This window comes from Sporosarcina koreensis (assembly GCF_001531445.1).
In the GTDB taxonomy this organism is placed as follows: Bacteria; Bacillota; Bacilli; order Bacillales_A; family Planococcaceae; genus Sporosarcina; species Sporosarcina koreensis_C.
This window is the reverse complement of sequence record NZ_LQYA01000003.1, coordinates 1-22,311: the sequence shown is the minus strand read 5'-3', so window position 1 is coordinate 22,311 and position 22,311 is coordinate 1. Positions and strand designations below refer to the sequence as shown.

30 protein-coding genes are annotated in these 22,311 nt (G+C 45.4%); 12 read left to right on the top strand and 18 right to left on the bottom strand.

Annotated elements, in window-relative coordinates:
• Positions 1-105 precede the first annotated feature (105 nt).
• Positions 106-1,776, bottom strand: a complete 1,671-nt coding sequence (abc-f, locus tag AWV70_RS00645) for a ribosomal protection-like ABC-F family protein (protein ID WP_060203283.1) — start codon at positions 1,774-1,776, stop codon at positions 106-108.
• 299 nt (positions 1,777-2,075) lie between these two features.
• A complete protein-coding gene (locus AWV70_RS00640) occupies positions 2,076-2,627 on the bottom strand; it encodes a histidine phosphatase family protein (protein ID WP_060203280.1) in 552 nt (183 codons plus the stop codon).
• A 127-nt stretch (positions 2,628-2,754) separates the two neighbouring features.
• Between AWV70_RS00640 and AWV70_RS00635 the strand changes: the two genes are divergently transcribed.
• Positions 2,755-2,940 carry a hypothetical protein gene (locus tag AWV70_RS00635; RefSeq protein WP_060203278.1) on the top strand — a complete coding sequence of 62 codons (186 nt, stop codon included), beginning with the start codon at positions 2,755-2,757 and terminating at the stop codon, positions 2,938-2,940.
• 37 nt (positions 2,941-2,977) lie between these two features.
• Here the strand turns inward: AWV70_RS00635 and AWV70_RS00630 are convergent, their stop codons facing one another.
• The 5 genes from AWV70_RS00630 to AWV70_RS00615 are packed head-to-tail and all read right to left on the bottom strand — an operon-like array spanning position 2,978 to position 6,765.
• A complete protein-coding gene (locus AWV70_RS00630; RefSeq protein WP_235588500.1) occupies positions 2,978-3,964 on the bottom strand; it encodes an alpha/beta hydrolase in 987 nt (328 codons plus the stop codon).
• Positions 3,965-4,004: 40 nt separating this feature from the next.
• Positions 4,005-4,148, bottom strand: a complete 144-nt coding sequence (locus tag AWV70_RS24255) for a hypothetical protein (protein WP_235588499.1) — start codon at positions 4,146-4,148, stop codon at positions 4,005-4,007.
• 30 nt (positions 4,149-4,178) lie between these two features.
• A complete protein-coding gene (locus tag AWV70_RS00625; protein ID WP_060203276.1) occupies positions 4,179-4,955 on the bottom strand; it encodes a 3-hydroxybutyrate dehydrogenase in 777 nt (258 codons plus the stop codon).
• Between the two features lie 24 nt (positions 4,956-4,979).
• Positions 4,980-6,248 carry a DUF4179 domain-containing protein gene (locus AWV70_RS00620; protein WP_060203275.1) on the bottom strand — a complete coding sequence of 423 codons (1,269 nt, stop codon included), beginning with the start codon at positions 6,246-6,248 and terminating at the stop codon, positions 4,980-4,982.
• Entirely contained in the window at positions 6,241-6,765 is a 525-nt protein-coding gene (locus AWV70_RS00615; RefSeq protein WP_060203273.1) for an RNA polymerase sigma factor, read from the bottom strand. The genes AWV70_RS00620 and AWV70_RS00615 overlap by 8 nt, the downstream gene beginning before the upstream one ends.
• Before the next feature lie 170 nt (positions 6,766-6,935).
• Between AWV70_RS00615 and AWV70_RS00610 the strand changes: the two genes are divergently transcribed.
• The 4 genes from AWV70_RS00610 to AWV70_RS00595 all read left to right on the top strand — a co-directional run bounded on the left by AWV70_RS00610 (position 6,936) and on the right by AWV70_RS00595 (position 11,279).
• Positions 6,936-7,229, top strand: coding sequence for a PadR family transcriptional regulator (locus AWV70_RS00610; RefSeq protein WP_235588502.1), 294 nt, complete (start codon positions 6,936-6,938; stop codon positions 7,227-7,229).
• Positions 7,226-8,326: a DUF2812 domain-containing protein gene (locus AWV70_RS00605; protein WP_060203269.1), complete on the top strand. Its 1,101-nt coding sequence runs from the start codon at positions 7,226-7,228 to the stop codon at positions 8,324-8,326. The genes AWV70_RS00610 and AWV70_RS00605 overlap by 4 nt, the downstream gene beginning before the upstream one ends.
• A gap of 259 nt (positions 8,327-8,585) precedes the next feature.
• The gene (gene pgeF / locus AWV70_RS00600; protein WP_060203267.1) at positions 8,586-9,350 is read left to right on the top strand and encodes a peptidoglycan editing factor PgeF; all 765 of its coding nucleotides are present in this window, start codon (positions 8,586-8,588) and stop codon (positions 9,348-9,350) included.
• 840 nt (positions 9,351-10,190) lie between these two features.
• Positions 10,191-11,279: a CotH kinase family protein gene (locus AWV70_RS00595; RefSeq protein ID WP_060203265.1), complete on the top strand. Its 1,089-nt coding sequence runs from the start codon at positions 10,191-10,193 to the stop codon at positions 11,277-11,279.
• A gap of 50 nt (positions 11,280-11,329) precedes the next feature.
• On the opposite strand, the gene AWV70_RS00590 is transcribed toward AWV70_RS00595, so the two are convergent.
• The 5 genes from AWV70_RS00590 to AWV70_RS23665 form a co-directional block, all read right to left on the bottom strand.
• The gene (locus AWV70_RS00590) at positions 11,330-12,001 is read right to left on the bottom strand and encodes a hypothetical protein (protein WP_060203262.1); all 672 of its coding nucleotides are present in this window, start codon (positions 11,999-12,001) and stop codon (positions 11,330-11,332) included.
• Positions 12,002-12,003: 2 nt separating this feature from the next.
• Positions 12,004-12,657: a GNAT family N-acetyltransferase gene (locus tag AWV70_RS00585; protein ID WP_060203507.1), complete on the bottom strand. Its 654-nt coding sequence runs from the start codon at positions 12,655-12,657 to the stop codon at positions 12,004-12,006.
• Between the two features lie 4 nt (positions 12,658-12,661).
• The gene (locus AWV70_RS00580; RefSeq protein WP_060203260.1) at positions 12,662-13,558 is read right to left on the bottom strand and encodes a carbon-nitrogen hydrolase family protein; all 897 of its coding nucleotides are present in this window, start codon (positions 13,556-13,558) and stop codon (positions 12,662-12,664) included.
• Between the two features lie 219 nt (positions 13,559-13,777).
• Positions 13,778-13,933: a hypothetical protein gene (locus AWV70_RS23670; protein WP_160327609.1), complete on the bottom strand. Its 156-nt coding sequence runs from the start codon at positions 13,931-13,933 to the stop codon at positions 13,778-13,780.
• Between the two features lie 69 nt (positions 13,934-14,002).
• The gene (locus tag AWV70_RS23665) at positions 14,003-14,152 is read right to left on the bottom strand and encodes a hypothetical protein (RefSeq protein ID WP_160327608.1); all 150 of its coding nucleotides are present in this window, start codon (positions 14,150-14,152) and stop codon (positions 14,003-14,005) included.
• A 118-nt stretch (positions 14,153-14,270) separates the two neighbouring features.
• On the opposite strand from AWV70_RS23665, the gene AWV70_RS00570 reads away from it, so the two are divergent.
• Complete coding sequence (locus tag AWV70_RS00570; protein ID WP_060203258.1) at positions 14,271-15,176, top strand: NAD(P)/FAD-dependent oxidoreductase; 906 nt, start codon at positions 14,271-14,273, stop codon at positions 15,174-15,176.
• Positions 15,177-15,236: 60 nt separating this feature from the next.
• Here the strand turns inward: AWV70_RS00570 and AWV70_RS00565 are convergent, their stop codons facing one another.
• From AWV70_RS00565 to AWV70_RS00550, 3 genes are all read right to left on the bottom strand, one after another.
• Positions 15,237-16,034 carry an N-acetylmuramoyl-L-alanine amidase gene (locus AWV70_RS00565; protein ID WP_060203256.1) on the bottom strand — a complete coding sequence of 266 codons (798 nt, stop codon included), beginning with the start codon at positions 16,032-16,034 and terminating at the stop codon, positions 15,237-15,239.
• A gap of 236 nt (positions 16,035-16,270) precedes the next feature.
• The gene (locus AWV70_RS00560) at positions 16,271-16,471 is read right to left on the bottom strand and encodes a BhlA/UviB family holin-like peptide (RefSeq protein ID WP_060203254.1); all 201 of its coding nucleotides are present in this window, start codon (positions 16,469-16,471) and stop codon (positions 16,271-16,273) included.
• 242 nt (positions 16,472-16,713) lie between these two features.
• Positions 16,714-17,136 (bottom strand): DNA-binding response regulator, encoded by a 423-nt coding sequence (locus AWV70_RS00550; RefSeq protein WP_235588498.1) that lies wholly within the window; start codon positions 17,134-17,136, stop codon positions 16,714-16,716.
• Between the two features lie 170 nt (positions 17,137-17,306).
• Here AWV70_RS00550 and AWV70_RS00545 point away from each other — a divergent pair, with 170 nt between their 5' ends.
• From AWV70_RS00545 to AWV70_RS00530, 4 genes are all read left to right on the top strand, one after another.
• Positions 17,307-17,642 carry a helix-turn-helix domain-containing protein gene (locus AWV70_RS00545; RefSeq protein ID WP_060203250.1) on the top strand — a complete coding sequence of 112 codons (336 nt, stop codon included), beginning with the start codon at positions 17,307-17,309 and terminating at the stop codon, positions 17,640-17,642.
• Positions 17,643-17,651: 9 nt separating this feature from the next.
• A complete protein-coding gene (locus AWV70_RS00540; RefSeq protein ID WP_060203248.1) occupies positions 17,652-18,101 on the top strand; it encodes an ImmA/IrrE family metallo-endopeptidase in 450 nt (149 codons plus the stop codon).
• A 128-nt stretch (positions 18,102-18,229) separates the two neighbouring features.
• Complete coding sequence (locus AWV70_RS00535; RefSeq protein ID WP_235588497.1) at positions 18,230-18,649, top strand: hypothetical protein; 420 nt, start codon at positions 18,230-18,232, stop codon at positions 18,647-18,649.
• A 40-nt stretch (positions 18,650-18,689) separates the two neighbouring features.
• On the top strand, positions 18,690-18,863 hold the full coding sequence (locus AWV70_RS00530) for a type II toxin-antitoxin system HicA family toxin (protein WP_235588496.1): 174 nt from the start codon (positions 18,690-18,692) through the stop codon (positions 18,861-18,863).
• Positions 18,864-19,083: 220 nt separating this feature from the next.
• Here the strand turns inward: AWV70_RS00530 and AWV70_RS00525 are convergent, their stop codons facing one another.
• Entirely contained in the window at positions 19,084-20,544 is a 1,461-nt protein-coding gene (locus tag AWV70_RS00525) for a protein adenylyltransferase SelO (protein WP_060203501.1), read from the bottom strand.
• Between the two features lie 50 nt (positions 20,545-20,594).
• The gene (locus AWV70_RS00520) at positions 20,595-20,975 is read right to left on the bottom strand and encodes a VOC family protein (RefSeq protein ID WP_060203241.1); all 381 of its coding nucleotides are present in this window, start codon (positions 20,973-20,975) and stop codon (positions 20,595-20,597) included.
• 227 nt (positions 20,976-21,202) lie between these two features.
• Between AWV70_RS00520 and AWV70_RS00515 the strand changes: the two genes are divergently transcribed.
• Positions 21,203-21,442 (top strand): YkuS family protein, encoded by a 240-nt coding sequence (locus tag AWV70_RS00515; RefSeq protein ID WP_060203239.1) that lies wholly within the window; start codon positions 21,203-21,205, stop codon positions 21,440-21,442.
• A gap of 110 nt (positions 21,443-21,552) precedes the next feature.
• Here the strand turns inward: AWV70_RS00515 and AWV70_RS00510 are convergent, their stop codons facing one another.
• Positions 21,553-21,744, bottom strand: coding sequence for a hypothetical protein (locus tag AWV70_RS00510; RefSeq protein WP_060203236.1), 192 nt, complete (start codon positions 21,742-21,744; stop codon positions 21,553-21,555).
• Between the two features lie 295 nt (positions 21,745-22,039).
• On the opposite strand from AWV70_RS00510, the gene AWV70_RS00505 reads away from it, so the two are divergent.
• Positions 22,040-22,311: hypothetical protein (locus AWV70_RS00505; protein ID WP_201024291.1), on the top strand; the 272-nt coding region annotated here is incomplete at its 3' end.

Here is a 22,311-nt window from a genome sequence, read left to right as displayed (position 1 = left end):
TCCCGCGTATTCAATAGATAACTTTCCATATTCAATAGATAACTCCTCCAATCTGCTCGCCCCTATAATAAAACCCGCTCCGGCACGTGTCCGAAGCGGGTTGCACTACTTCAACTCCCTCAATTTTCTGCTTAACTCATGAAACGCCCTGTCCAAATCAACATATTCCGCATCGCCAGGCTTCAACATGCTTAATTTTCCTAAAACTGCTTGTAGCTCAGTTTCCACACGCAATCGTTCGTCCACGGAAGGTTTCTTTGGCGGCGCATTCTTCTGTTCCTCCCACTCCTGCAATGTCGTCGGCCGTTTCCGGATGCTTCCGTTTTCGAAGATGAGCAATCCATCCGCCATTCGCTCTGTGAAATACCGGTCATGCGAGGCAAAGAGCAACGTTCCCGGAAATGACGCCAATGTCTTTTCAAGTTGTTCCCTCGACGGCAAATCGAGATGGTTCGTCGGCTCATCCAACAGCAACACATCCGTCCCTTCCAAGATGAATTGCATCAGCTTCACTTTCACTTTCTCGCCTTGGCTCAATTGACCGATCGGCAAATGCCAATGTTTTTCACCAAAACCGAGATTCGTCAACTGCGTTCGAATCATCCCTTGTTCCTGGAATGTATCCGCATGGAAATGGTCCGCAAGCGTTACATCTTCCGGCAAATCGAGAACGGCCTGACTCATATAGCCGATTGACATGCCCTTTGTCAGCCAAAGATCCCCCTCAAGATCTTCCTGTCCCATCATCATGCGGAATAGCGTCGACTTTCCGCTTCCATTTGAACCGACAAGTGCAATCCGCTCGCCCGCTTGCACGGTAAAAGACACATTTCCAAACAATTCATTCCCGTGAAAAGCTTTGCGCACATCCTTCAATTCCATCACACGATGCCCTTTTCTCCGTCTCCCTTTCACATCGAATTCAACGGCAATTTCCTCTTCAGGCTTCTCTATGCGCTCCTTCTCGAGCTCCGCCTCCAACCGCGTCCGCTTCGAACGGATCTGAACATCCTTCTTTTTCGCCTTCATTCGCCAATATTCTTTTGCACCCATCACGCGGCCACCCTTTTTCGTCGATTCTCGATGCGCTTTCTCCGACCAATTTGCAAGCTGCGCCATCTGCTCTTCCACCATGGCTATTTTTCGCTGCTGTTGAATGAAATGCTGTTCTTGTATAGAACGATCCATCTCCTTTTTCTCGCGGTACGCCGAATAATTCCCCGAGTATACTGTCAACTTCCTATGTTCAATTTCAAAGACAAAATCCGCAGTCTTGTCAATGAAGTGCCGGTCATGCGAAACAATCAAGTACGTTGATTTCCCTTCATTGATGATCCTCACCAATTCATCTAAACTTTTTCCATCCAGATGATTCGTCGGTTCATCTAATAAAACAATCTCGCTTTTCACGGACAGCGCTGCTGATAGACGCATTTTCATCCGCTCCCCACCGCTCGCACATGCATAGTCCGCCTGCTCCGGAACATTCCATTTCGAACGGTAGAATGATGTCTCCGATTGCTCCCAGTCAACACTGCCTTCGTCCATTTGCTCCTGTTTGAAATAAGTGATGCTGGGCTTTTTGCCAATCCAATCAACGGAACCCGACGTCGGTTTAAGCTCCCCCGCTAGCACTGATAAGAATGTCGATTTTCCTGCCCCATTCGGACCCACAATTGCAATACAAGCCCCTTCCGGCAATTCTGCTGAAACCTTATCCAATATGACCGCATCTCCAATCGAGTACGTCAAATGATGAATATTTCCTACTAACATACTACTTCCTCCCTTGAAGGAGGGCATAAAAAAATCCCTCCGGATGATAACGGAAGGATTGGCACTCATTATCCAATTTTACAATACCTCAAAAAACCCCTGTAAATAGGGAAATAAGCCGTTTGAGGAAATGACGTAAAAGTGGACAGACCAATCCTGTTTTCCGTAAGAATAAAACATGTTCTTTTCCGGAACTCCAAGATTAGTTGTACATCGTCCACACGTCATTCCCTTCCTCTTTAGATACATTTCATTATACTATAGTTTCAAAATTCTTTCAATGAAATCTTCAATTGAATTCAATGCAAGACTTCTTCCTTCCAAATCCGCTCCACATGCGCACTGCCATCCATCACTTGCACACGATAGACATCCGGATTCGTCAACGCCTGCCATTCCTGAAAACCGATCCGCTCATCATAACATCTCAACAAAAGTGTCATCAGATTCCCATGTGTCACAAGCGCAACCTTGGAACCATCGGGCAATTCATCCACCACGTTACAAACACGCTCCATCGCCTCGTGGGAAGATTCCCCACCTTCGTATTTCAAATGGACATCAAGAAAAGAGTCCTCTAATTTCAATAGCCAATCTTCAAATGCACGCGTGCTCAATGTCCGTTCCGCCAATCGACTGTCCTCTTCGATGTGGATCTGTTTCCTATCCGCAATCGGCTCAGCAGTCCTCCGCGCACGGATGAAAGGGCTTGAAATCACTCGCTCCACTTCCAGCTCCTCAAAAAATTCCGCCAGTTTCTCTGCCTGGACAATACCTTCCGCAGTCAAATCTGCATGCGGCGATTGACCTTCTGCGGAACAATGACGAACAATGTAAATTGTCTTTTCCAATCCAACCACCTCCATTCTTGTTTTCCCTTGCCGAATTGAAAGAAAACATATATCGCTCCATAACAAACTTCGACAAAAGAATAAAAAACCCTTCGCTAGGAATCCTAATGCAATGGAGGTGGAGACAATGAAGATTTCGAAAAAATTCACAGTGGCAGGAACTGACATCGAAGAAGTGAAAAAGCAAAATGCAAACTCGGGGCTTAGCTATAACGAAGTGAAAGAAGTTCTTGCCCGCACCAGTGGTATAGGGACAGCGAAATATAGCGACACAGATCCTGCACAAATTAGAAAAGATAACGAGCCTAAGTGAAAAGAAAAAACCGGTTCCCATGACGGGGACCGGCTCTTCATTTCATATAATGGTCAAGAAAATGACCGACCTTCACTTTATATGTTTCACCGGCAAGCGCAAAGGCTTCTCCGTGGTTGGCTTTCGGGACAAGGAATATCTCACTGTCACTCGACGTGTTGCGTTCCAATTCCCCCGCCATTTCCGTTGGCACAAATGTATCATTCATCCCATGGATATAAAAGATCGGTACACTCGCTTTTCTCACTTGCTTCAAGGCACTGGCTTCCCTGAATGAATAACCGGCACGGACTTTCGTCAACGCACTCGTGCTATCTAAAAGCGGGAATGCCGGCAGATGGAACATCCGGTTCATTTGGTAGGTGAACAATTGGTAGACGGATTGGTATGGACTATCTGCAATGATCGCTTTCACTTGTCGTGGAAGCTCTTCTTCGCCGCTCGCCATTAACACAGTTGCCGCCCCCATCGATAAACCATGGTACGCCACTTCCGTTCTCGGACCAAGCTTCTGCACTAACAGATTCGTCCAATCAATCAAATCTAGGCGATCCGGCCAGCCGAATCCATAATAGTCGCCTTCGCTTTTGCCATGCCCCCGCGCATCCGGCATGAAGATGTTATAGCCTAAATCATTATGGTAATACTGTCCAAAGAGCCCCATCTGTTTGGCGTGGCCTAAATAGCCATGCGTCAAAATGACAAGCTTGTTCGTCGGCTTGGCGGCTGGCAAATAATAGCCTGATAGCTTCAGCCCATCACGTGACGTCAAGTGGAGCGGTTCGAACTTTTGAGCAGCGACCCATTTTTTCCAGTCACCGTTCAAATAAAGTTCCAATGTATCATCTGAAACTTCCAAATCGGCATTTCCCTGCAAGTATTCTTTCGGACCGCGCTTAACTGCCAGCTCATAGAAGAAAAAGCTGCCCGCAATCTGTATCACTAGGAAGACGGTTGAAAACAGAACCAATAACTTCTTCCAATTTATTTTAATTGTTCTCATTCCCTTATAGTCTCTCAGCATTTACTATGCCTGCTCTTATTATATCGGATAATAATTGACTTTATATATGTAAATAATAGTTAATAGGGTCTTTTTTATTCCCCCAACGAAAAAAGCCGCGACTGATTGCAGGGGGGATGCAATCAATCGTGGCCTTTTCATTATTGGTCTTTTTTCCGTTTTTTATTCCCAATTTCTTTTGCATATAACACTTCCTCGGTTTAACCGACTGACCTCATTGAGCCGTATAGCCGCCATCCATGACGACCGCCTGCCCCGTTACACCTTTCGCCTTATCGCTCGCAAGGAAGCCGGCATAATCCGCAATTTCCTGAACGGACAGCAACCGCTTTTGGGGGACAAGCGGATAAATGACTTCTTCAAATACTTTCTCGAGCGGTACATTCCTCGTTACAGCAAGATCAGCCAACTGCTTCTGAACGAGCGGTGTGTCGACATAGCCTGGACATAGTGCATTGACCGTAACGCCGAATGGCGCTGCCTCCAATGCGGAAACTTTCGTCAATCCTATGACGCCATGTTTTGCGCTGCAATAGGCAGCCTTACCGGCAAACCCGATCAGTCCATTGATGGACGCCATATTGATGATCCGGCCGAATTGCTGCTCTTTCATGAGCGGAAGCGCCTTTTTCGTCGCAATGAAAGGCGCGGTGAGCATCACTTTCAGCAGAAACTCGAATTTGTCCGTCGGGAATTCCTCTAGTGGTGCCACATGCTGAAGTCCTGCGTTATTCACTAAAATGTCGAGACGTCCATATGTCTCGATCGTTTCCGCAAAACTCCGATCGACATCCTCTTCATTCGTCACATCGCAGCCGACAGCTAACGCTTCATACCCTTGAGCTTTCAGTTCTTCTGCCGCTTGGCCCGCCGCTTCTTTGTTTAAATCACTGATGACCACTTTGGCCCCTTCGCGTGCAAACTCCTGCGCAATCGCAAGCCCGATTCCGCTCGCCGCTCCTGTGATCAGTGCCACTTTGTTTTTCAACATACAAACGCCCCCTTTTTTTTTATTTCATTTTACAGGTATTTCAATCTTTTCACCAACTGCCTTCATATGGTGCATTCCTTTTATTTGTAAAGTGTCCGGCAGTGCGTCCGTCGCAAATAACAATGTACGTACCTTTACCACTTTTTCATTCTCAGTTGTTTCATAATTCTGCCTTAATGTTGTTTCCAGCGGAACAATACCGTCCTGCCCTTCAACACTAACATCATCCAAAAGGACATCCTCATCTGTCGCTATTGTAATTTCCACTCCGGCGTCAGTTTTCACTGCATCCTTTACCCACAGATCGTATCCGTTCATCTTAAAAGGCTGCTCAGCGGTCGTAGAAAGCGGAATTTGTTCATTTACTGTCGTATAGCCAACAAACTCATTAACTACGAGTTCCAAGGAATCTAATTTCTTCGGCAATGCACTAAATCGCAGCTCGAATTTTGCCCCCCCTAGCGAGGAGGTAATGCCACTTCCCAACAGTTCCACGGACTGTCCATTTGCGAGCAATTCGACCTTATCGAAAGGAAGTTGGACCCGATCGAGATTTTCCACATCCACTGTCCCTTTGATCATTGTCACTGTCGGCGTGGCAGTAATAGTTTTGAAGTTGATTTTCCCTTTATCGACTTTCACCTTTTTCTTGATGTTCTGCTTGATTTCGGTCTGCATCGCTTTATTCGGATCATAGGGGAATGAAATGCTGCCCGACATAAACGCACCGCCTTCGGTCAACTTCGTAAATTCCAACATCAGCTTCTTAGCAAATGGGCTAACGGGATCGAAAAACAATTCTCCTTTGATTTCAGACTGCTCTTCATTGAGCATTGAAGTTCCAGCACCCCTATTCGAATCTGTCAAAAAGCCTGTAATTTTTGCAAAAGTAATGTCCTCCTGATCCTTTACTTTTGAAAGTGTATAATAAAGGATCAATTGATTGGCATCCGTCATAATCCCATCCACTGTCAGTTGGGATCCATCTTCAAGCACTACCTGCTGCCCTATTGTCTGCCCCATTCCTTCTTCATTCAATTCGGCAAGTGTGCCGCCCATCAAGTCATCGAATCCTATGATTTTCTTGCCGTAATACGCCAATCCATTGTAGTTATAGCTGACAAGAGATAAAAAGAATAGGGCAACTATTGTCATAACCCATTTTGGCATCACTTTCTTTGTAACAGGTGCGGCATCCAGTGCCAGCTTAAGGCGTCCTTCCAGCTCATCGGGCGCTTTTATCTCGTCCAACTGCTTCTTCCGTTCAAGCAATTCTTTTTCGATATCATCCATCAACCTCACCCCTATATTGTTTCCTTATTTTCTTTATCCCTTGAAAGACCCTTGACTTCGCTGTTCCCACGGAAACTTTTGTCATCTCAGCAATTGTTTCGTAATCCAAATCATGAAAGTATTTCAATTGAATAGCTTCTTTTTGATGTTCATTCACAATCGTAAGCATCTCTTGAATTTCCATATGTTGTTCACTTTGCAAATATGGATCATGAGCCGATTCCTCTGAGTCCCATTCATCCACCAATACAAGGTTTTGCCGCTTTTTCAGCATCTGCTTGCAGCTATTCACAAGAATGGTTTTGCTCCAGCTGTAAAACGCTGCTTCTTTCTTCAGCTGGTGAATATTCATATATAAACTGACAATCATCTCTTCCATCGCATCCATTGCATCGTTTTCATTTCCCATATATGTTAGGGCAAGACGATAATAGTCATCCCGCTGATCCATGATCAGTTGAAGCAATGCCTCTTTGCTCCCCTTTTTCGCTTTCTTCACTAACCGAACGACCTTCACGACCTCACCTCTCCCCTATAAGAGTCATCATACCGTGAAAAAGTTCATTTTTATTAAAAATAAAATAAATGTTGTGCAAATATGTCGCATCGTGATATAGTCGAACCATGACATATCGATCTGAAAGTTGGAGGAATTACGTGGAGAAGTTGCTAAAGAAATATGTACCCATGACAGAAACTGCCTTTTACATACTGCTATCTCTTACTGAACCTCGCCATGGGTATGGGATTATCAAGCGGGTTGAGGAATTGACGGAAGGTCGGATTCGACTTGGTTCCGGCACCATTTACGGCACATTGATGAAAATGCAAAAGGATTCCATGATTACTGTTTTTGCGGATGAAAAGCGGAAAACGATTTACGAAGTAACTGCTAGCGGAAAACTGGTCATGCAAGCTGAAATGGAACGGCTAAAGGAATTGCACGCAAATGTATTGCGATTTGAGGGGGACTTCTTATGAAAAGAACTCGGTTGTTTTGGAGTTATCGAATCGACCAAACCGAACAATGGCTATCACAAATGGCGAGGGACGGCTATCATCTAACTAGTATCAATCCGTTATTACGGATGTTTTCATTCCAGGAAGGACCGAGTACCGTAGCGGCATATGCCATTCAATATGAGAAAAGCGATATTACTTCCGGGCTGCTCGCGTCAGGTTGGGAAGTCGCAACCACCTCAGGAAAATGGCGGATATTGAAAAACGAAACGGAGGAGATCACTTCCAGACCAATGCGCGATGCAATTCTAAAACGAACCCGATTGCATGCATATATTTTTTTGATGCTCACGACGCTTTGGCTTTCGCTCCAGTTACCTTTCTTTTTCATATGGGGGATCGCCAGCCACGTTTCGACAGGGAAACTAATGATAATGCCTATCTTAATTCCCCTTATTATCTTCTTGCTTCTAGGTTTTCTAACAATCTTCATTTTCCGAGCCTACCGTAAATTTGAAGTCAGGGAAATGGGTGCGAAAATTGAAAAGGGCAGTGTTGGACGCAAGGTACGCAAAATGCGGCCCGGCTGGATGTACCAGCCCTTGCAGACTAAGCAATGGCTCGAAAGATTGGCGAAAGAAGGGCTCGAACTAGAATCCGTTACTGCTGCTGTTTTTACATTTCGGGAGACGGAAGCTCAACTCATCAGCTATGAAGTGAATTTCGAGCCGAAAGTGAATACGGACTTTTATTCTTTCCATCAAGAAATCGGTTGGAAACTTAAATTCACATCCAATATTACATGGCTCAATTATTCTATTTGGGCAATGCCTTACGAGAAAGGCGAAGAAGTCCCAGCATTCAGCTATGACCCGAAAGAAAAAGTGCGCTATATAAGAAGGGCATTCGCCATGAATCTAAGCATGGGAGCCTTCATCCTGCTCGTCAGCTTTCAATCGCTTTACGTAAACATCATCGTAGTTCGTGATCCTTTTCTTGAATGGTCCTTTGGAGGTTTCATCCGCTTCTTTTTAGCGCTTAGTATCCTCGTATGGATTGTGCTATTTACAAAAATCATTGCGGGCTATCGCAGGGAAGTGAAAATGCTACGGCTTTAACTAGTTTGTTGTGGTTTGTAAATTGGAGTGTGGGTAAAGCATATACACGCAGGAGAAAAGTCATGTTTTGGTGATAAGTTTGCTTATTCAATAGATAACTGCAGTTATTCAATAGATAACTTGCCGGATTCAATAGATACTTTCATCTATTCAATAGATAACTGATTGTTTTCATTGAGGTAATGAAACTTAATCAAAAACGGAACAGTTGTCATGGTTGTCCATGATGTAATCGAGTATAGTAAGAACAGGTGATGATATGAAAACTAAACTTTATATTGATAATAATACATTCGTTGCAGGAACGACATTGAAGGACGGTACTGCGCCTGAACATAACAATATGGCGTTTCACGCTTGTGACAAGCCGGAATCCGTCCTTGAAAATCGACAACAATTGGCGGTTTCCCTTAATTGCGGGCTGAAAGATTTCGTTTCTGCCAGTCAGACCCACAGTGCCAACTTCCACAAAGTGACACTTGCCGACAAAGGGCGCGGCGCTGAAATCGGAGCGACTGCCATTCCGGATACAGATGCACTTTACTCTGTTGAACCAAATATTCTATTATGCAGCTTCACAGCCGATTGTGTGCCGGTCATTTTTTGGAATGAATCGAACGGCCTTATTGGGGTGATTCATTCCGGCTGGCAAGGGACCGTCAAGGAAATTACGTTGAAGGTGTTTGAGCATTTGAGCAAAGTCGAAGGGTGTAGGCCTGGCGATTTTAGCGTGCAAATCGGGATGGCGTTAAGTCAGGAGAAGTTCGAAGTCGACGAGGATGTGTATGTGAAATTCAAAGCGCTCGGCTATGCTGATGACTTCATGTATTTCAATGAGGCCACGAATAAATACCATATCGACAACCAGAAAACGGTGAAAAAGCAACTTGAACTGGCGGGTGTCCCGGAAAACCGGATTACCATCGATCGGACATGCACCTATGTGAGCCCGGATGGCTTCTCGTACCGTCAAGATAAGAAAGCGGGACGGCATTTGAGCTTCGTTATGAGGAAAGGTAGCTAACACACAAGAAAATACCCGCCCAGCAAGCGATGCTGTTGGACGGGTATTTCTTTTGCACTCATTGCACTTTGAATAGCTTAGTTCTCGAAATCTAAAAAAATCGAGTTCGACACGTAGCTCGGTTTCTGCAGTTAGGCCGGAAATTACGTTGGGTATCGAATACATTCTTTCTTCTGTTACGCGAAGTTACCCGATTTCTGCTTGTCACACGACGATTGCGTGATGTGACTCGAACCCTATTTCCACAACATCTTTTACGTGAAGTTACTCGAACTCTGCTCGTGCAGCGGCGATTGCGCGAAGTTACCCGAACCCTGCTCGTGCGGCGGCGATTGCGCGAAGTTACTCGAACTCTGCTCGTGCGGCGGCGATTGCGTGAAGTTACCCGAACCCTGCTCGTGCGGCGACGATTACGCGAAGTTACTCGAACTCTGCTCGTGCGGCGGCGATTGCGTGAAGTTACCCGAACCCTGCTCGTACGGCGACGATTACGCGAAGTTACTTGAACCCTACTCGTTCTACGTTTTTCCCGTGATGTACGTTTGTTGCTGCGAGGATCCTGAAACATAAAGTCTCTTAGCCCTAAACGATCTACCTTTTCCCTTGCTCTACGTATCTCATCTTCAAAAAAGAGTGACATGTCCAAACCTCCCCTCTAAATAGTAAGAGAAGGAATTCGGCAAAGCTTTTTGCTTTTCACTGCTATTCCCCTCGTATTACAATACGTCGCGAAATTGACAGGGGTAGAGTTAAGTGCACAAATTACAATAAACTTCGTCATGGAAACATCCTTCATTTTTATTCATAGAAATAGAATAATGAATGAAGGAGTGGGATTTCATGGGAACTATCGAGAAGCTGCCTGAATATCGACTATTTATTCACCCTTTGGATATAAGTGAACTCCGAAAAGACATTTGGATTGATGACCCGGTTTCTGCAAAGCTAACGATTCTTGGAAAGAAATACGAAATAGACATCGCTTATCGCGGTTCTCATATCCGTGACTTCCCTAAAAAGTCATATCAGATTTCCTTATACAAGCCTAAAACGTATCGAAATGCGAACACATTTCATTTGAATGCAGAATATAAAGATCCATCATTAATGAGAAATAAACTTTCCTTTGATTTTTTTAGTGAAATTGGGTGCCTGGCCCCGCAAGCTCAGTTTGTCTTTTTGAAATTGAATGGAAGAGACGAAGGGGTGTACTTGGAATTGGAATCAGTTGACGATCGATTCCTTGCAAATCGAAAATTACCAGCCGGTTCTATTTTTTATGCAGTCGACGGGGATGCTAATTTTTCGTTAATGAGCGACTTGGACAAAGAAATAAAAAAATCCCTTACGTTTGGATATGAACAAAAATGCGGAACGCAGAAAGACAAAGATCATTTACATCAAATGATCATCGACATTAATACGATTTCAACGGAAGATTTTGAAAAGAAGATTGTAAACTATTTAAACGTTGATAAGTATTTACGTTGGCTCGCCGGTGTCATTTTCACGCAGAATTTCGATGGATTTGTCCATAATTATGCACTTTACCGGAACAAGGAGAACGGTCTGTATGAAATCATTCCATGGGATTATGATGCGACCTGGGGACGGGACGTAAATGGCGAGGAAATGGAAAGCGATTATTTACGGATTACAGGATTCAACACGCTTACCGCAAGGATTCTTACTAGTAACACATTCCGAAACCGATATAAAAGCTTATTAAAGGACATTGTAAGTAATCAATTCACTGTGGACTACTTGAAACCGAGAATACTAGGAATGCATGCCTTGCTTCGGCCTTATGTTTTATTGGATCCTTATAAAAAGGACAGTATCGATCGCTTTGATCAAGAACCCGACTACATCTTCAACTATATCGAAGAACGTTCAGCATTTATTCTGAAAGAGATAGATACGCTGTAGATGAAAAAATCCACGCCCCCCTTAGTTAAGGGGTTGGCATGGATTTTATTTTATAACGGACGCAACGTAACTGTTTCCTTTTGTTTCAATGCTTCTACCATATCGAGCCATTGCTGCGGTTTATTCGGCAAGACCGAGTAGTAATCCGTCAAGAAATCAACGACTAGATTGGATGGGATTTCCGTCAATCGCTCATCTGTAGGCATGAAGCAGAAATCGAGTCCTTCCACCGCTTCCCCGTCATTTTTCCAAGATGGATGGACGTACGGGAAGTCAAGTCTCTTGTAGCCAAGATGGGACAGCACTTCCCTTCTTACATACGGATTCATAGCCATCACGCCGCCGAAAGTGAAGTCTTCACGTTCATGTGGGTTGTAGATTTCACCGAACATGCCAAATAATGTCTTGCCATTTTCCTGCGCCAGCCGCTGTAAATCCTCTTCGCGCTGTTTCGCCAAGAAACGGCCGATGCCTAGGCCCGACTGCCCGATGATCGTGAAATCGGTCATTGCGATATTCCAGTCCGGATAGTAACGGTACTCCGTTGCACCGACGACTTTCCCTTCATGCACTGCAACAAAGACGCGGATGCCCGAGTCTTCAAGCGGCTCTTTCCATAGTTCGAACTCCAAAACCTCTTCCGGCGGGAAAATATCCCCCAGTAATGCGTGCATTTGTGCAAATAGCGGATCTTCAATATTGTTTATGCGAATAAATTCCATCTCTAGTTCCCCCTCTTGAACGGATTCTTCCATTCCATCAATAGCGCATTGTTATGCGACTCTTCATCTTCTAAATAATTTTCAATCAATTTGACAGGCATGCGTCCGCAGCGGAGCAAAAACGTAATGACCGGATCCTTTAAAGTTCCTTCAACAACCTCTTCGACATATTGCTGTGCAGACATTTCTCCAGCGACTTTCCCGTAGCCGGGCATCCTCCCGCCGCCAAGGACCCGCTCCAGATCAAGCTTGACAGCGAGCAGGTAGATCGCCTGCATCATCCATTTGCCAAGCCCTGCCTTCCGGAACTCCGGGCTGATGCAAATGTCAACAATATAGAGCGTGTCGCCGTCGGAATCATGGGTTCGGATAAACCCGCCATCCGTCATGTCCTCCCATGTATGATCTAGCGAATCGGAAGCAAACCTTACGAGCAAACCTGTAAGCGAACCTATTATTCTACCGGCATGCTCAACGCAGACTGCCCCTTCCGGAAACAGGCTGACATGATTCTCCAACTGTTCCTGGCTCCACCATAGGTCCTCCGGAAACGGCGGCGGAAAGCAATCCGCCTGGAGTGCAATCATGGCATCGAAATCCGCACGTGTATAATTACGGACAACAACAGGAATGAAGCTTCCATTATGGGAGACCATCACTTCACTGCGATATGCCACTGCTCTCACTCCCGATTGGTTTTACTCCCCAATCCGTATACAGATCGGTTCTACGATCACGCCAAGTCGTCACCGAGCCTTTCTCGCGCACTTCATACAACAAACTCAAATCTAAATCAGCCGTAACAAGCATGTCGTGATTCAGCTCGCCTTCCGCCGCCAATCCTTTCGGCGGGAACGGAATGTCATTCGGGGTAATGATTGCGGCCTGCCCGAAGTTCGCGCGCATGAAATCGACCGTTTGCAAGGAGCCGACCGTCCCTGTCAACACAACATATACTTGGTTTTCAATCGCTCGCGCGTGGCTCGTATACCGGACGCGATGAAACCCATGACGATCGTCGGTGCAAGACGGACAGAAGATGACATCCGCACCTGCGGCCTTCACCATCCGGACGATTTCAGGGAATTCTATATCATAGCACGTCAAAATAGCGATTCTTCCTTTTTCTGTATCGAATACCTTCAGCACGTCGCCCGCTGCCATATTCCAGCCTTCTATTTCGAAAGGGGTAATGTGCAACTTCGCTTGCTCCTCCACTGTGCCATCCGGGAAGAAAAGATGAGCGACATTATAAAGGCGCCCCTCACGCTGGATGACATGAGTACCGCCGATAATATGCATGTTCGTTTCTTTTGCAAGCGACGTGAACAGTTCGATATATTGATGCGTAAAGCCTGGCAGCGCCTCAATTGACAGCGCTTTTCCGTTTTCATCACCAATCGAAAGCAACTGCGTCGTAAAGAATTCCGGGAATAAAACAAACTCTGCGCCATATTCCTGGGCATTTCGGATGTAGTGCTCACATTGCGCTGCAAACTCCTTAAAGGAGCGTATTGCATGCAGATGATATTGCACAGCGGAAACACGAAGTTTCATTGACAAAACCCCCTATTACATGTATTTAGCAACATCATAATATAGGGAAGAGGTAAAGTCATTCATTATTTTTTCAGGTTCACCTATAGGTATAAGGTCACAAAACGAGCATAAGTTGCGGAGATTGCGACAAAACCACCCAAAACTCGAGCATAACTAGCAAAGATTGCACCAAATGAAAAAGGATGCCTGCGAAATCGGCAGGCATCCGTCGTAAATCTATTGTTTCTGCTGTCTTTTCATTTCATCTCGTGCTTCTTGTTTGATTGATTCCATCTGCGCTTCGGCTTTCCTTGCTGCATCGTTCGCAAGTGCCGCGGAGTCTTTCGGAAGTCCATTTTGTTTATCGTCTTTATCGCCGGCATAGCTTTTCATGATGACGTTCCTCCTTACGTTGATACATGTAGTATTCCCAAAAAGGAGCCCTTCCAAAACCTTTTGGCATCATCTCATCAACGCGTAATAAAGAACATATAGCCAACCTAAGATTCCATGGAAAATGGCCCAAAGAATCGATTTGTGCACACTCCACGAAATGACGACAGCTAAACATGATCCAAGACCAATGCCGCGTTCCACCATCTTTTTCTCCACCTCATCCCTCCATAGTCCAGTATAAGTACGGACACCTACTTTCATGAAAGTTAACTGCGCGTAAGGCTTATTTTCATTTCCAACGGGTAAACTTTCACTAAAAAGGATGAATGGCTTCATGATATATGATTGTGTCATTATAGGCGGAGGTCCAGCCGGATTGAATGCCGCTCTTGTGCTTGGAAGAGCAACAAGAAACGTGTTGCTTTTTGACGATAATCAAGCCCGGAACCGGGTGACGCGCGAGGCCCATGGGTTCATTACCCGCGATGGCATTCTGCCCGACGAGTTCCGCCGTCTCGCTCACAGAGATATCGCCAACTATTCATCTGTGGAAATTAAAAGCGAAAAGGTCGATTTCATAAAACAGCTCAACAACAACCATTTTGAACTGAAAACGGCGGAAGGCAATCTCTTTCAAACGATAAAAATCATCTTGGCGACAGGATTGAAAGACGAGCAGCCGAACATTCCGAATATCGAAAAGTTCTACGGGACGAGCATGTTTAGTTGTCCGTACTGTGACGGGTGGGAACTCCGTGACAAGCCGCTCGCCGTCATTGCGGATAAAAATGTGTATAAGCTTGCAAAGGAAGTTTTTGTGTGGAGCAAGGATTTGGCGGTGTTCACGAATGGCGAAGGACGGCTTGAGGCGGATGAATGTGATAAGTTACTCGCGAAGGGCATTCAAGTTTATGAAGATACAATCGCCTCGCTTGAAGGCGAAAATGGCCAGTTGAAAGGAATCTGCCTAGAGGACGGGACACTCATTGAACGCGCCGGCGGATTCGTCACTCCCCTTTGGAGCCATTGCAATCAGTTCGCGGAGGAGCTTGGATGTGAGTTGAATGAATACGGAGGCATCCAAACGGACGAATATGGCAGAACGAATGTGTGGAACGTCTATGCTGCAGGCGACGCCGCCAACATCGTCCCTGCCCAGCTCGTCATCGCCGCGGGGTCCGGAAGCGCTGCCGCTATCGGGGTGAATGGCGATTTGACGAATGAATACTTTGGTGATTGATTCGGATATGTAAAGGCGCCTGTGCAAGCAACGATTGCACAGGCGTTTTTGTGTTATTGATTAATTAACCACAATGATAAACGCGTCAAATCCTTTAGCTTTCAAATCGGCCACTTGCTTGTCCGCATTTGCCTTGTCCGAAAATGAACCTGTGATGACTCGGTAATACGTAGTGCCATTCACGACAGCGATGTCAATGAAGCTGTCGAATCCTTTCGCTTTGAGCGCGGCAATCTGTTGATCGGCGTTAGCCCTTGTAGTGAAAGACCCGGTCACAACGCGGTATAATACTCCCGATGGAGGCGGATTGCTAACCTTTTGCAGGCCAAGCGCCTTGGCTAGTCCATTGACATGACCCCTTGCTGCCTTGTCAAGCCATGCCGATGTTTTCATTTTCGCAGCATCGCTCGCATTGTCGATGAACCCGTTCTCCGTGAGCATCGCGGGCATATTGCTTTCGCGCAGCACATGGAAATTCTCTTTCTTCTTTCCTCGGTTCGTCATGTCGATCAGTTTCACGATCTCTGCGTGAATCGTATTCCGCAATTGAGCGGTTGAGGACGAATCCGACAGCGCATTATGAATATAGTCCTCATACCCTGTTCCCCCTCCAGCGTTAATATGGATGCTCAAATAATAGGCAGCTCCCCAAGCATTTGCATCGTTAGTCCGCTGTACCAGGCTGACGGTCTGATCGCCTGTCCGACTCATCCGCACCGTCGCATTGGAATACTCATTCACAAGCATATTTTTGACACGCGTCGCGATTGCGAGTGTCACATCTTTCTCCTTCAATCCATTTCCCTGAGCTCCCGGATCTGTTCCACCATGCCCCGGATCGATATAAATTTTAACCATTTCTCATCTTCCTCTCGTTTTTTAGTTTTTTATTCCGTGACTATACATATTCCGCCGTTTTTGGACATCTACATGACAAGCACCCCCTTTCATGTCGTTTTCTTAAGGCACCACCTCCTTTCCGGTTGTGTGGATATGTTTTAAGCGAGTTTGGACCGGTTTTGCTCGAGTTGCGCATCGATTTGCTCACTTCATGACTTACGCACCATCCATTTCGCCAATAAAAAAAGCGATGCCTATTGCTTCGGCAACCGCTCCTTCACTTCTCGAATTTCTTCTACAATGTCATCGTATTTATCCGCCATCGTTTCCAATAATGACTGATAACGCTTCTCCCTTGACTCACTGCTTTTCACTTGATACCAAAACAACCATACGAACAGGACGGCAAAGGGGCCCTGTGTCAAAAAATATCCTAGAAGCTCTTTTGTAGCCATGCCAATCCTCCTTTTATTTCAGGAAAAGAAAAAGAACGCCCAATGGACGCTCCTTTGGAATTCCTTTTATTGTGTTGCATGCGGCCGATTTACTTGGCCTACACCCATTGTAACCCGCAAGATTTCCTTTCGTCATTTCTACGACATTTGCGGCATGTGCGACATTTGCGACAGGGTATGTTGCAATGACCAATTCCTTGGCCTGCACCCATTGTAACTCGGAAGATTTCACTTCGGCATTTCTACGACATCTGCGGCACATGCGGCATGTGCGACATCTTTTCGATGATTGCATCTTTTACTCTTCCGATTTGGCGGTCCGACACTTGCATATGTCTCCCAATCCAGCGCAAGCTCTTCCCTTCGAGCAACCAATGCAGCACTTCGATATCGCGGTCCTCTGTGATGAGTGGGATCCGTTCCTGGACAAGTTGGATCTTCCGCTCATAATCGTACACTTTCTTCAAGCGCCTTTCCCTTCTGTTGAATTCCCGGTAGATCGGATCGCTCGGACGGCCGCCGTTCGCTTTCGGCATCGCCGCTTCCAGTCCGTATCGCGCAGTCATCCCTTCACCGACTTCATTCATGCCTTCCCGTATGACTTTCACGCTGTTCATCATCCAATGATAATCCTTCACTAACTGCTCCATTTCCTCCTTCATCATCAATATCACCCCTTATTTTTGTTTCATTAATGAAACAAAATGTCACTAATGAAACTTGTTAGTCAACACTTTATCACGGTAATGTTTCATTTACAACTACTTCTAATGAATAAAGTTGTCACAAAGGAAACTTCAGTATATAATATCCATAACGAACAGGGGGTTGCACGATGCATTCTATAGGGTATGAAATTAAAAAGATTAGGAATGAAAATAAATTGTCCCAGGAGGAATTTGCGGAGCGGATCAATCAAAAGCTAGGTCTCTCGATTACGAAAGGGATGGTTTCGAAGTGGGAATCCGATTCAATTGAACCGAAAACGAGAATGATCAAGGCGATTGCGGAAACGTTTCATTTGTCGTTAGATCAAATGCTCGGGTTGAACACGCCGGAAAAGCCGTCGACAGTTGAAACGATCGCCGCCCATTTTGACGACGATCTGACAGAGGAAGAGCTGGCAGACATAAAAAAATATATTCAATTTATCAAATCGCAGCGAAAGTGAGGTGGTTCCATGACCTATGAATCCCTGATTGCCCAATACCCCCACTTGGTCATCAAGGAAGTCAAAACACTTCCATCCGGGCTTGCGGGCCTGTATATGGACGAAGTCGTACTCATTGATAAAAATCGAAGCCATTATGAAAAACATTGTATTTTAGCGGAGGAAATCGGTCATTACGAAACAACGTACGGCGATATTACGGATCTTCGGAAACTGACAAATTTAAAGTTGGAGTTAGCCGCGAGGAGGTGGGGATATGAAAAGATCGTCTCGCTGGATAAATTGATTGAATGCCATGAATCTGGTTTTAAGACGATTGAAGAAGTGTGCACGCATCTTGAAGTGACAGAGGATTATTTAATGACGTGCATTGGCCATTACCACTCCCGTTTTGGTGTTTCCACAATCCATGAAGGGTATGAGATTTTCTTTGATCCCCTTTATTTGCGGAAGCAGTAATTTTTTTTGGATGCAAAAAGAACACCCGTTCACTTCGTTTCTCGCTTTAATAATCTCCAGGAATCAATTATGCGTACATTGCGTACACTATGTACGGTATGATAAGATGAAAGGAGAAGGAGTGAGAAATGATGCATACTACACTTAGTGCTACTGATGTCCGGAAAAATTGGAGTCAGTTCAATGATGATGTGGTTAGAGAAGGTCCGCGATTCGTCCGACGAAATCGTGATGAATGGGCTGCCCTTAGCTCCGAACATTTAGAAGCAGCATTTGATCATTTAGAAATCAACTCAACCTTGTTTATCGAAAATGACAAGTCCTATACAATGTCAGTAAACGATTTGGATATTACAGAAAACGCAGAATCCCTAGAAGAAGTCTTGGACCTTGTTGCCGATGCTTTGGTGGATTATGCGCAAGAATACATGGATTCCTTCCAAATGTATTTCAACTCGCCGAATCGTAGGAAACATCTTCCCTATGTATTAAAGCTAATTGCACAACCCGACTATGGTGCTGTTCGATCGCTTATCGTCTATGCCTAGTTGGAGGGATATAGAGCAATTTTGTCGGCGTGATCACTGGGTGGAATATAAGAAAAAAGGCCATCATCTCTATTTTAGAAAAGTGATGGAAGACGGTACAATTAAACGTACAAAAGTCTCCAGAGGAACAGGAGAGGTCAAAGGACATTTATGGCAGGAAATCTTAAAGAAACAATTACAAGTTACTGAAGAATATTTCAATGATATAAAATAGAACCATACACGAGAAAGATTGACGTCTTGGTTTCGTAAAAAAAGACCAAGTCCATTTTTAGGTTTGGTCTTTTTTCATGTTGTTTATAAGCGGCTACAGCGACTTATGATTACTTTTTCGGATTTATGAGCGCCGGCCGCGGTTTATGATCACTTATATAGATTTATGAGCGCTCGCAGCAGTTTATGATCACTTAAACGGATTTATGAGCGCTTACGTATCATGTCCCGCAGAATGTTCTGTATGGCGTCGTCGATTCAGATGGTGAGATGTATTTTTCTTGTTCAGCTGTGTAAGCGTAAGGATTTTCAAGAGCGTCGAGCAACTTTTCCATCACGCTGAAGTCCCCTTTAATCGCCGCATCCAATGCTTCTTCCACTCGATGATTTCGCGGGATGACGGAGGGGTTGTTCTCTCGCATCAGCTGCTTCACGGCAGAGTCCGATTCCGGCTGTCTTTCCAATCTCGCAATCCAGCTAGCATGCCACTCGATAAATTCCGGCGTCTTGCACATTGGCAGTGCGTTCAGGTCGTCCATTGTCAATGAACGGAACGTATTCGTATAGTCCGCTTGATTGTTCTTCATTACTTTCAATAGATCCTTCACAAGCTGGGCATCCTGCTGTTCTTCATTGAACAAGCCGAGCTTGTTTCTCATCCCCGCTAGCCAATGGTCATGATACATCTTGGCGAACCCTGAAAGTGTCTTCGTTGCAATCTCGATGGCTTTTTCCGAGTCTTCGTCGAGGAGCGGCAAAAGTGTTTCGGCAAAGCGCGCCAGATTCCATTCTGCAATTCCGGGTTGATTGCCATACGCATAGCGTCCTTCCCGATCGATGGAGCTGAAGACGGTTGCCGGATCATATGTGTCCATGAAGGCGCACGGGCCATAGTCGATTGTCTCGCCACTGATTGCCATATTGTCCGTGTTCATGACGCCATGAATGAAACCGACTAACTGCCATTTAGCAAGTAACGAAGCTTGCTTTTCCATCACTCTTTGAAGCAATGCCACATATGGATTCGGTTCCTTCGCCACTTCCGGATAATGCCTTTCGATCGTATAATCCGCTAACGTCCGCAAATCTTCAACGACTTGGCGCGCGGCAGCGTATTGAAACGTGCCAACTCGGATATGACTTGTCGCAACACGCGTCAACACAGCCCCTTCGAGCGTCTCCTCACGATAGACCGGCGCTCCTGTCACGACGACTGCTAGACTCCGCGTCGTCGGAATGCCAAGCGCATGCATCGCCTCACTAATAATGAATTCCCGCAGCATCGGACCTAATCCCGCACGGCCATCGCCGCCGCGGGAAAAAGGCGTCCGCCCGGAACCTTTCAGCTGAATATCGACACGCTTGCCTTCAGGCGTTATCTGCTCGCCAAGCAACACGGCCCGTCCATCCCCGAGCATCGTAAAATGGCCGAATTGATGGCCCGCATACGCTTGCGCAATTGGCGCCGCTCCTTCAGGAATCCGGTTTCCGGCGAGGACATCCACCCCCCTTTCGCTTTGCAATGATTTGGCATCCAAACCGAGCGATTCCGCCAACGGATGATTGAAAATGACCAACTCCGGTGATGGCGCGACTTCCGGATCCGTCTTCGCGTAAAACGCTTCTGGCAGACGGATATAACTGTTATTAAAATGCCATCCGAACTCTTTGCTTTCTGTCATCGTCTTCAACTCCCGTTTCATAAGATGTCCGCTTCGTAATCAAAAGGGTTTCATTTCTTTTCCAAGACTGCAAAATAATTATCTTCGTTGTCTGCAAAGTTGAACACCCTGCCCGTAGGCATTGTAACCAATTCCCCGACTTTCACTTGTTTGTTTTTTAGCTCCTCATAAAGTGCATCCAAGTTTTCCGTGAATAAAAGCAGCGAAGGCGTTTGAAGATTCAATTCTGGCTGCAATTTTGCGATGAGCTCTTTATTATGCAGAACGATGCTCGTTTCCGCTTGAGCAGTCGGTGCGATTTCAATCCATATCATCCCTTGGCCGTTGTCTTCTTCAGAAATTACGGTAAAGCCGATTTTTTCTGTCCAAAACTGCTTTGCCTCATCTTGATTGTTCACATACAACATAATTTGTCCGATTTTATGAATCATGTTCAATTCCTCTTTTCCCTTATTTTATCTTGCGTTAATCGTAAACCTAATCTTACAGCAATCCCCTTGCAATCGCACAACTCAACACATTACCCATTTTGACGGCATATGCTGCAAAGATTGAACGGCAACAACCGATGACCGCCAGCTTTCACTCATAACTTCACCAATACGGGGAACCGTATAATAGAACTTCAATGGATATGAGTGAAAGGAGGAAAACGGAAATGGTGAAAATTGCCGTTGAACAACCATACGAAGACGTCATGCATGCACTCGTGGCAAAAGGATATGAAGCAAAGATGTTTAACACTGACGAGGACATCACCGGCTATGATATCGGCGTTGTCCGTGCGATTAATGAAGGGAATACGCATGAATTCAACTTCCCGGTCATCACGATGAAGGGCATGTCGCTTGACGATGTCGTCCAAGCCGTTGAAAAGAAAGCGAACCTCCTCCAATAAGCATCCCCGAAAAAACAGAATCTATGGCAGCTGCATAGGTTCTGTTTTCCCACCATCTACACAAAACAGCCCGCCAATCAACTAACTGATTGGCAGGCTGTTTTGATCACTCATGCATGGTAATAATAAGTCTGACGCCTGCGTGAAGCTTCCCGCTGTTCCGCTTTGTATCTACGTTGGAAAGCACGGAGCTCATCTAATTGACCATTCAGGCGGGGATCCTGTGACATCATTTCCTTTAACTCCGAAGGACCGATTCTCCCCTTTACCTTTTCAATTTCATCCTCGAAAAATAATGACATGTCCATACCTCCTCCCCTTTGATTGACAGTGGAGATTTGCATATTTGATTCACGAATAGCAATTCTCCTGTCTCCATAGAGTACGTTCAATTACCGACAGGACAAGAGGTAAGTGTACAGTTTTTACGATTTTCCATGAAAATTTCGTGTCAAATAGGCATGTGGAAGCACTATCTTCAACAGGAACCTACGTTCTCTCTCGTATGGACTTTCGTTTACATTTCCTGTATACTTTACACAACAGACTATACACGGATACGTAGACAACAGATGATAACGAAAGGAGGATAAAGTGATGGAGGAAAGGATTCTGCAATTGCTTGAAGGTTTGAAGACAGAGATGGGTAGTTTGAACGCCAAGGTCGACAATATTGAATCTGAAATGGGTGACCTGAAATCTGACGTCGGGAGCTTGAAGTCGGAAATAGGCGACTTGAAATCTGACGTTGGGAGCTTGAAGTCGGAAATGGGCGACTTGAAATCTGATGTCGGGGGCTTGAAGTCGGAAATGGGCGACTTGAAATCTGATGTCGGGAGCTTGAAGTCGGAAATGGGCGACTTGAAATC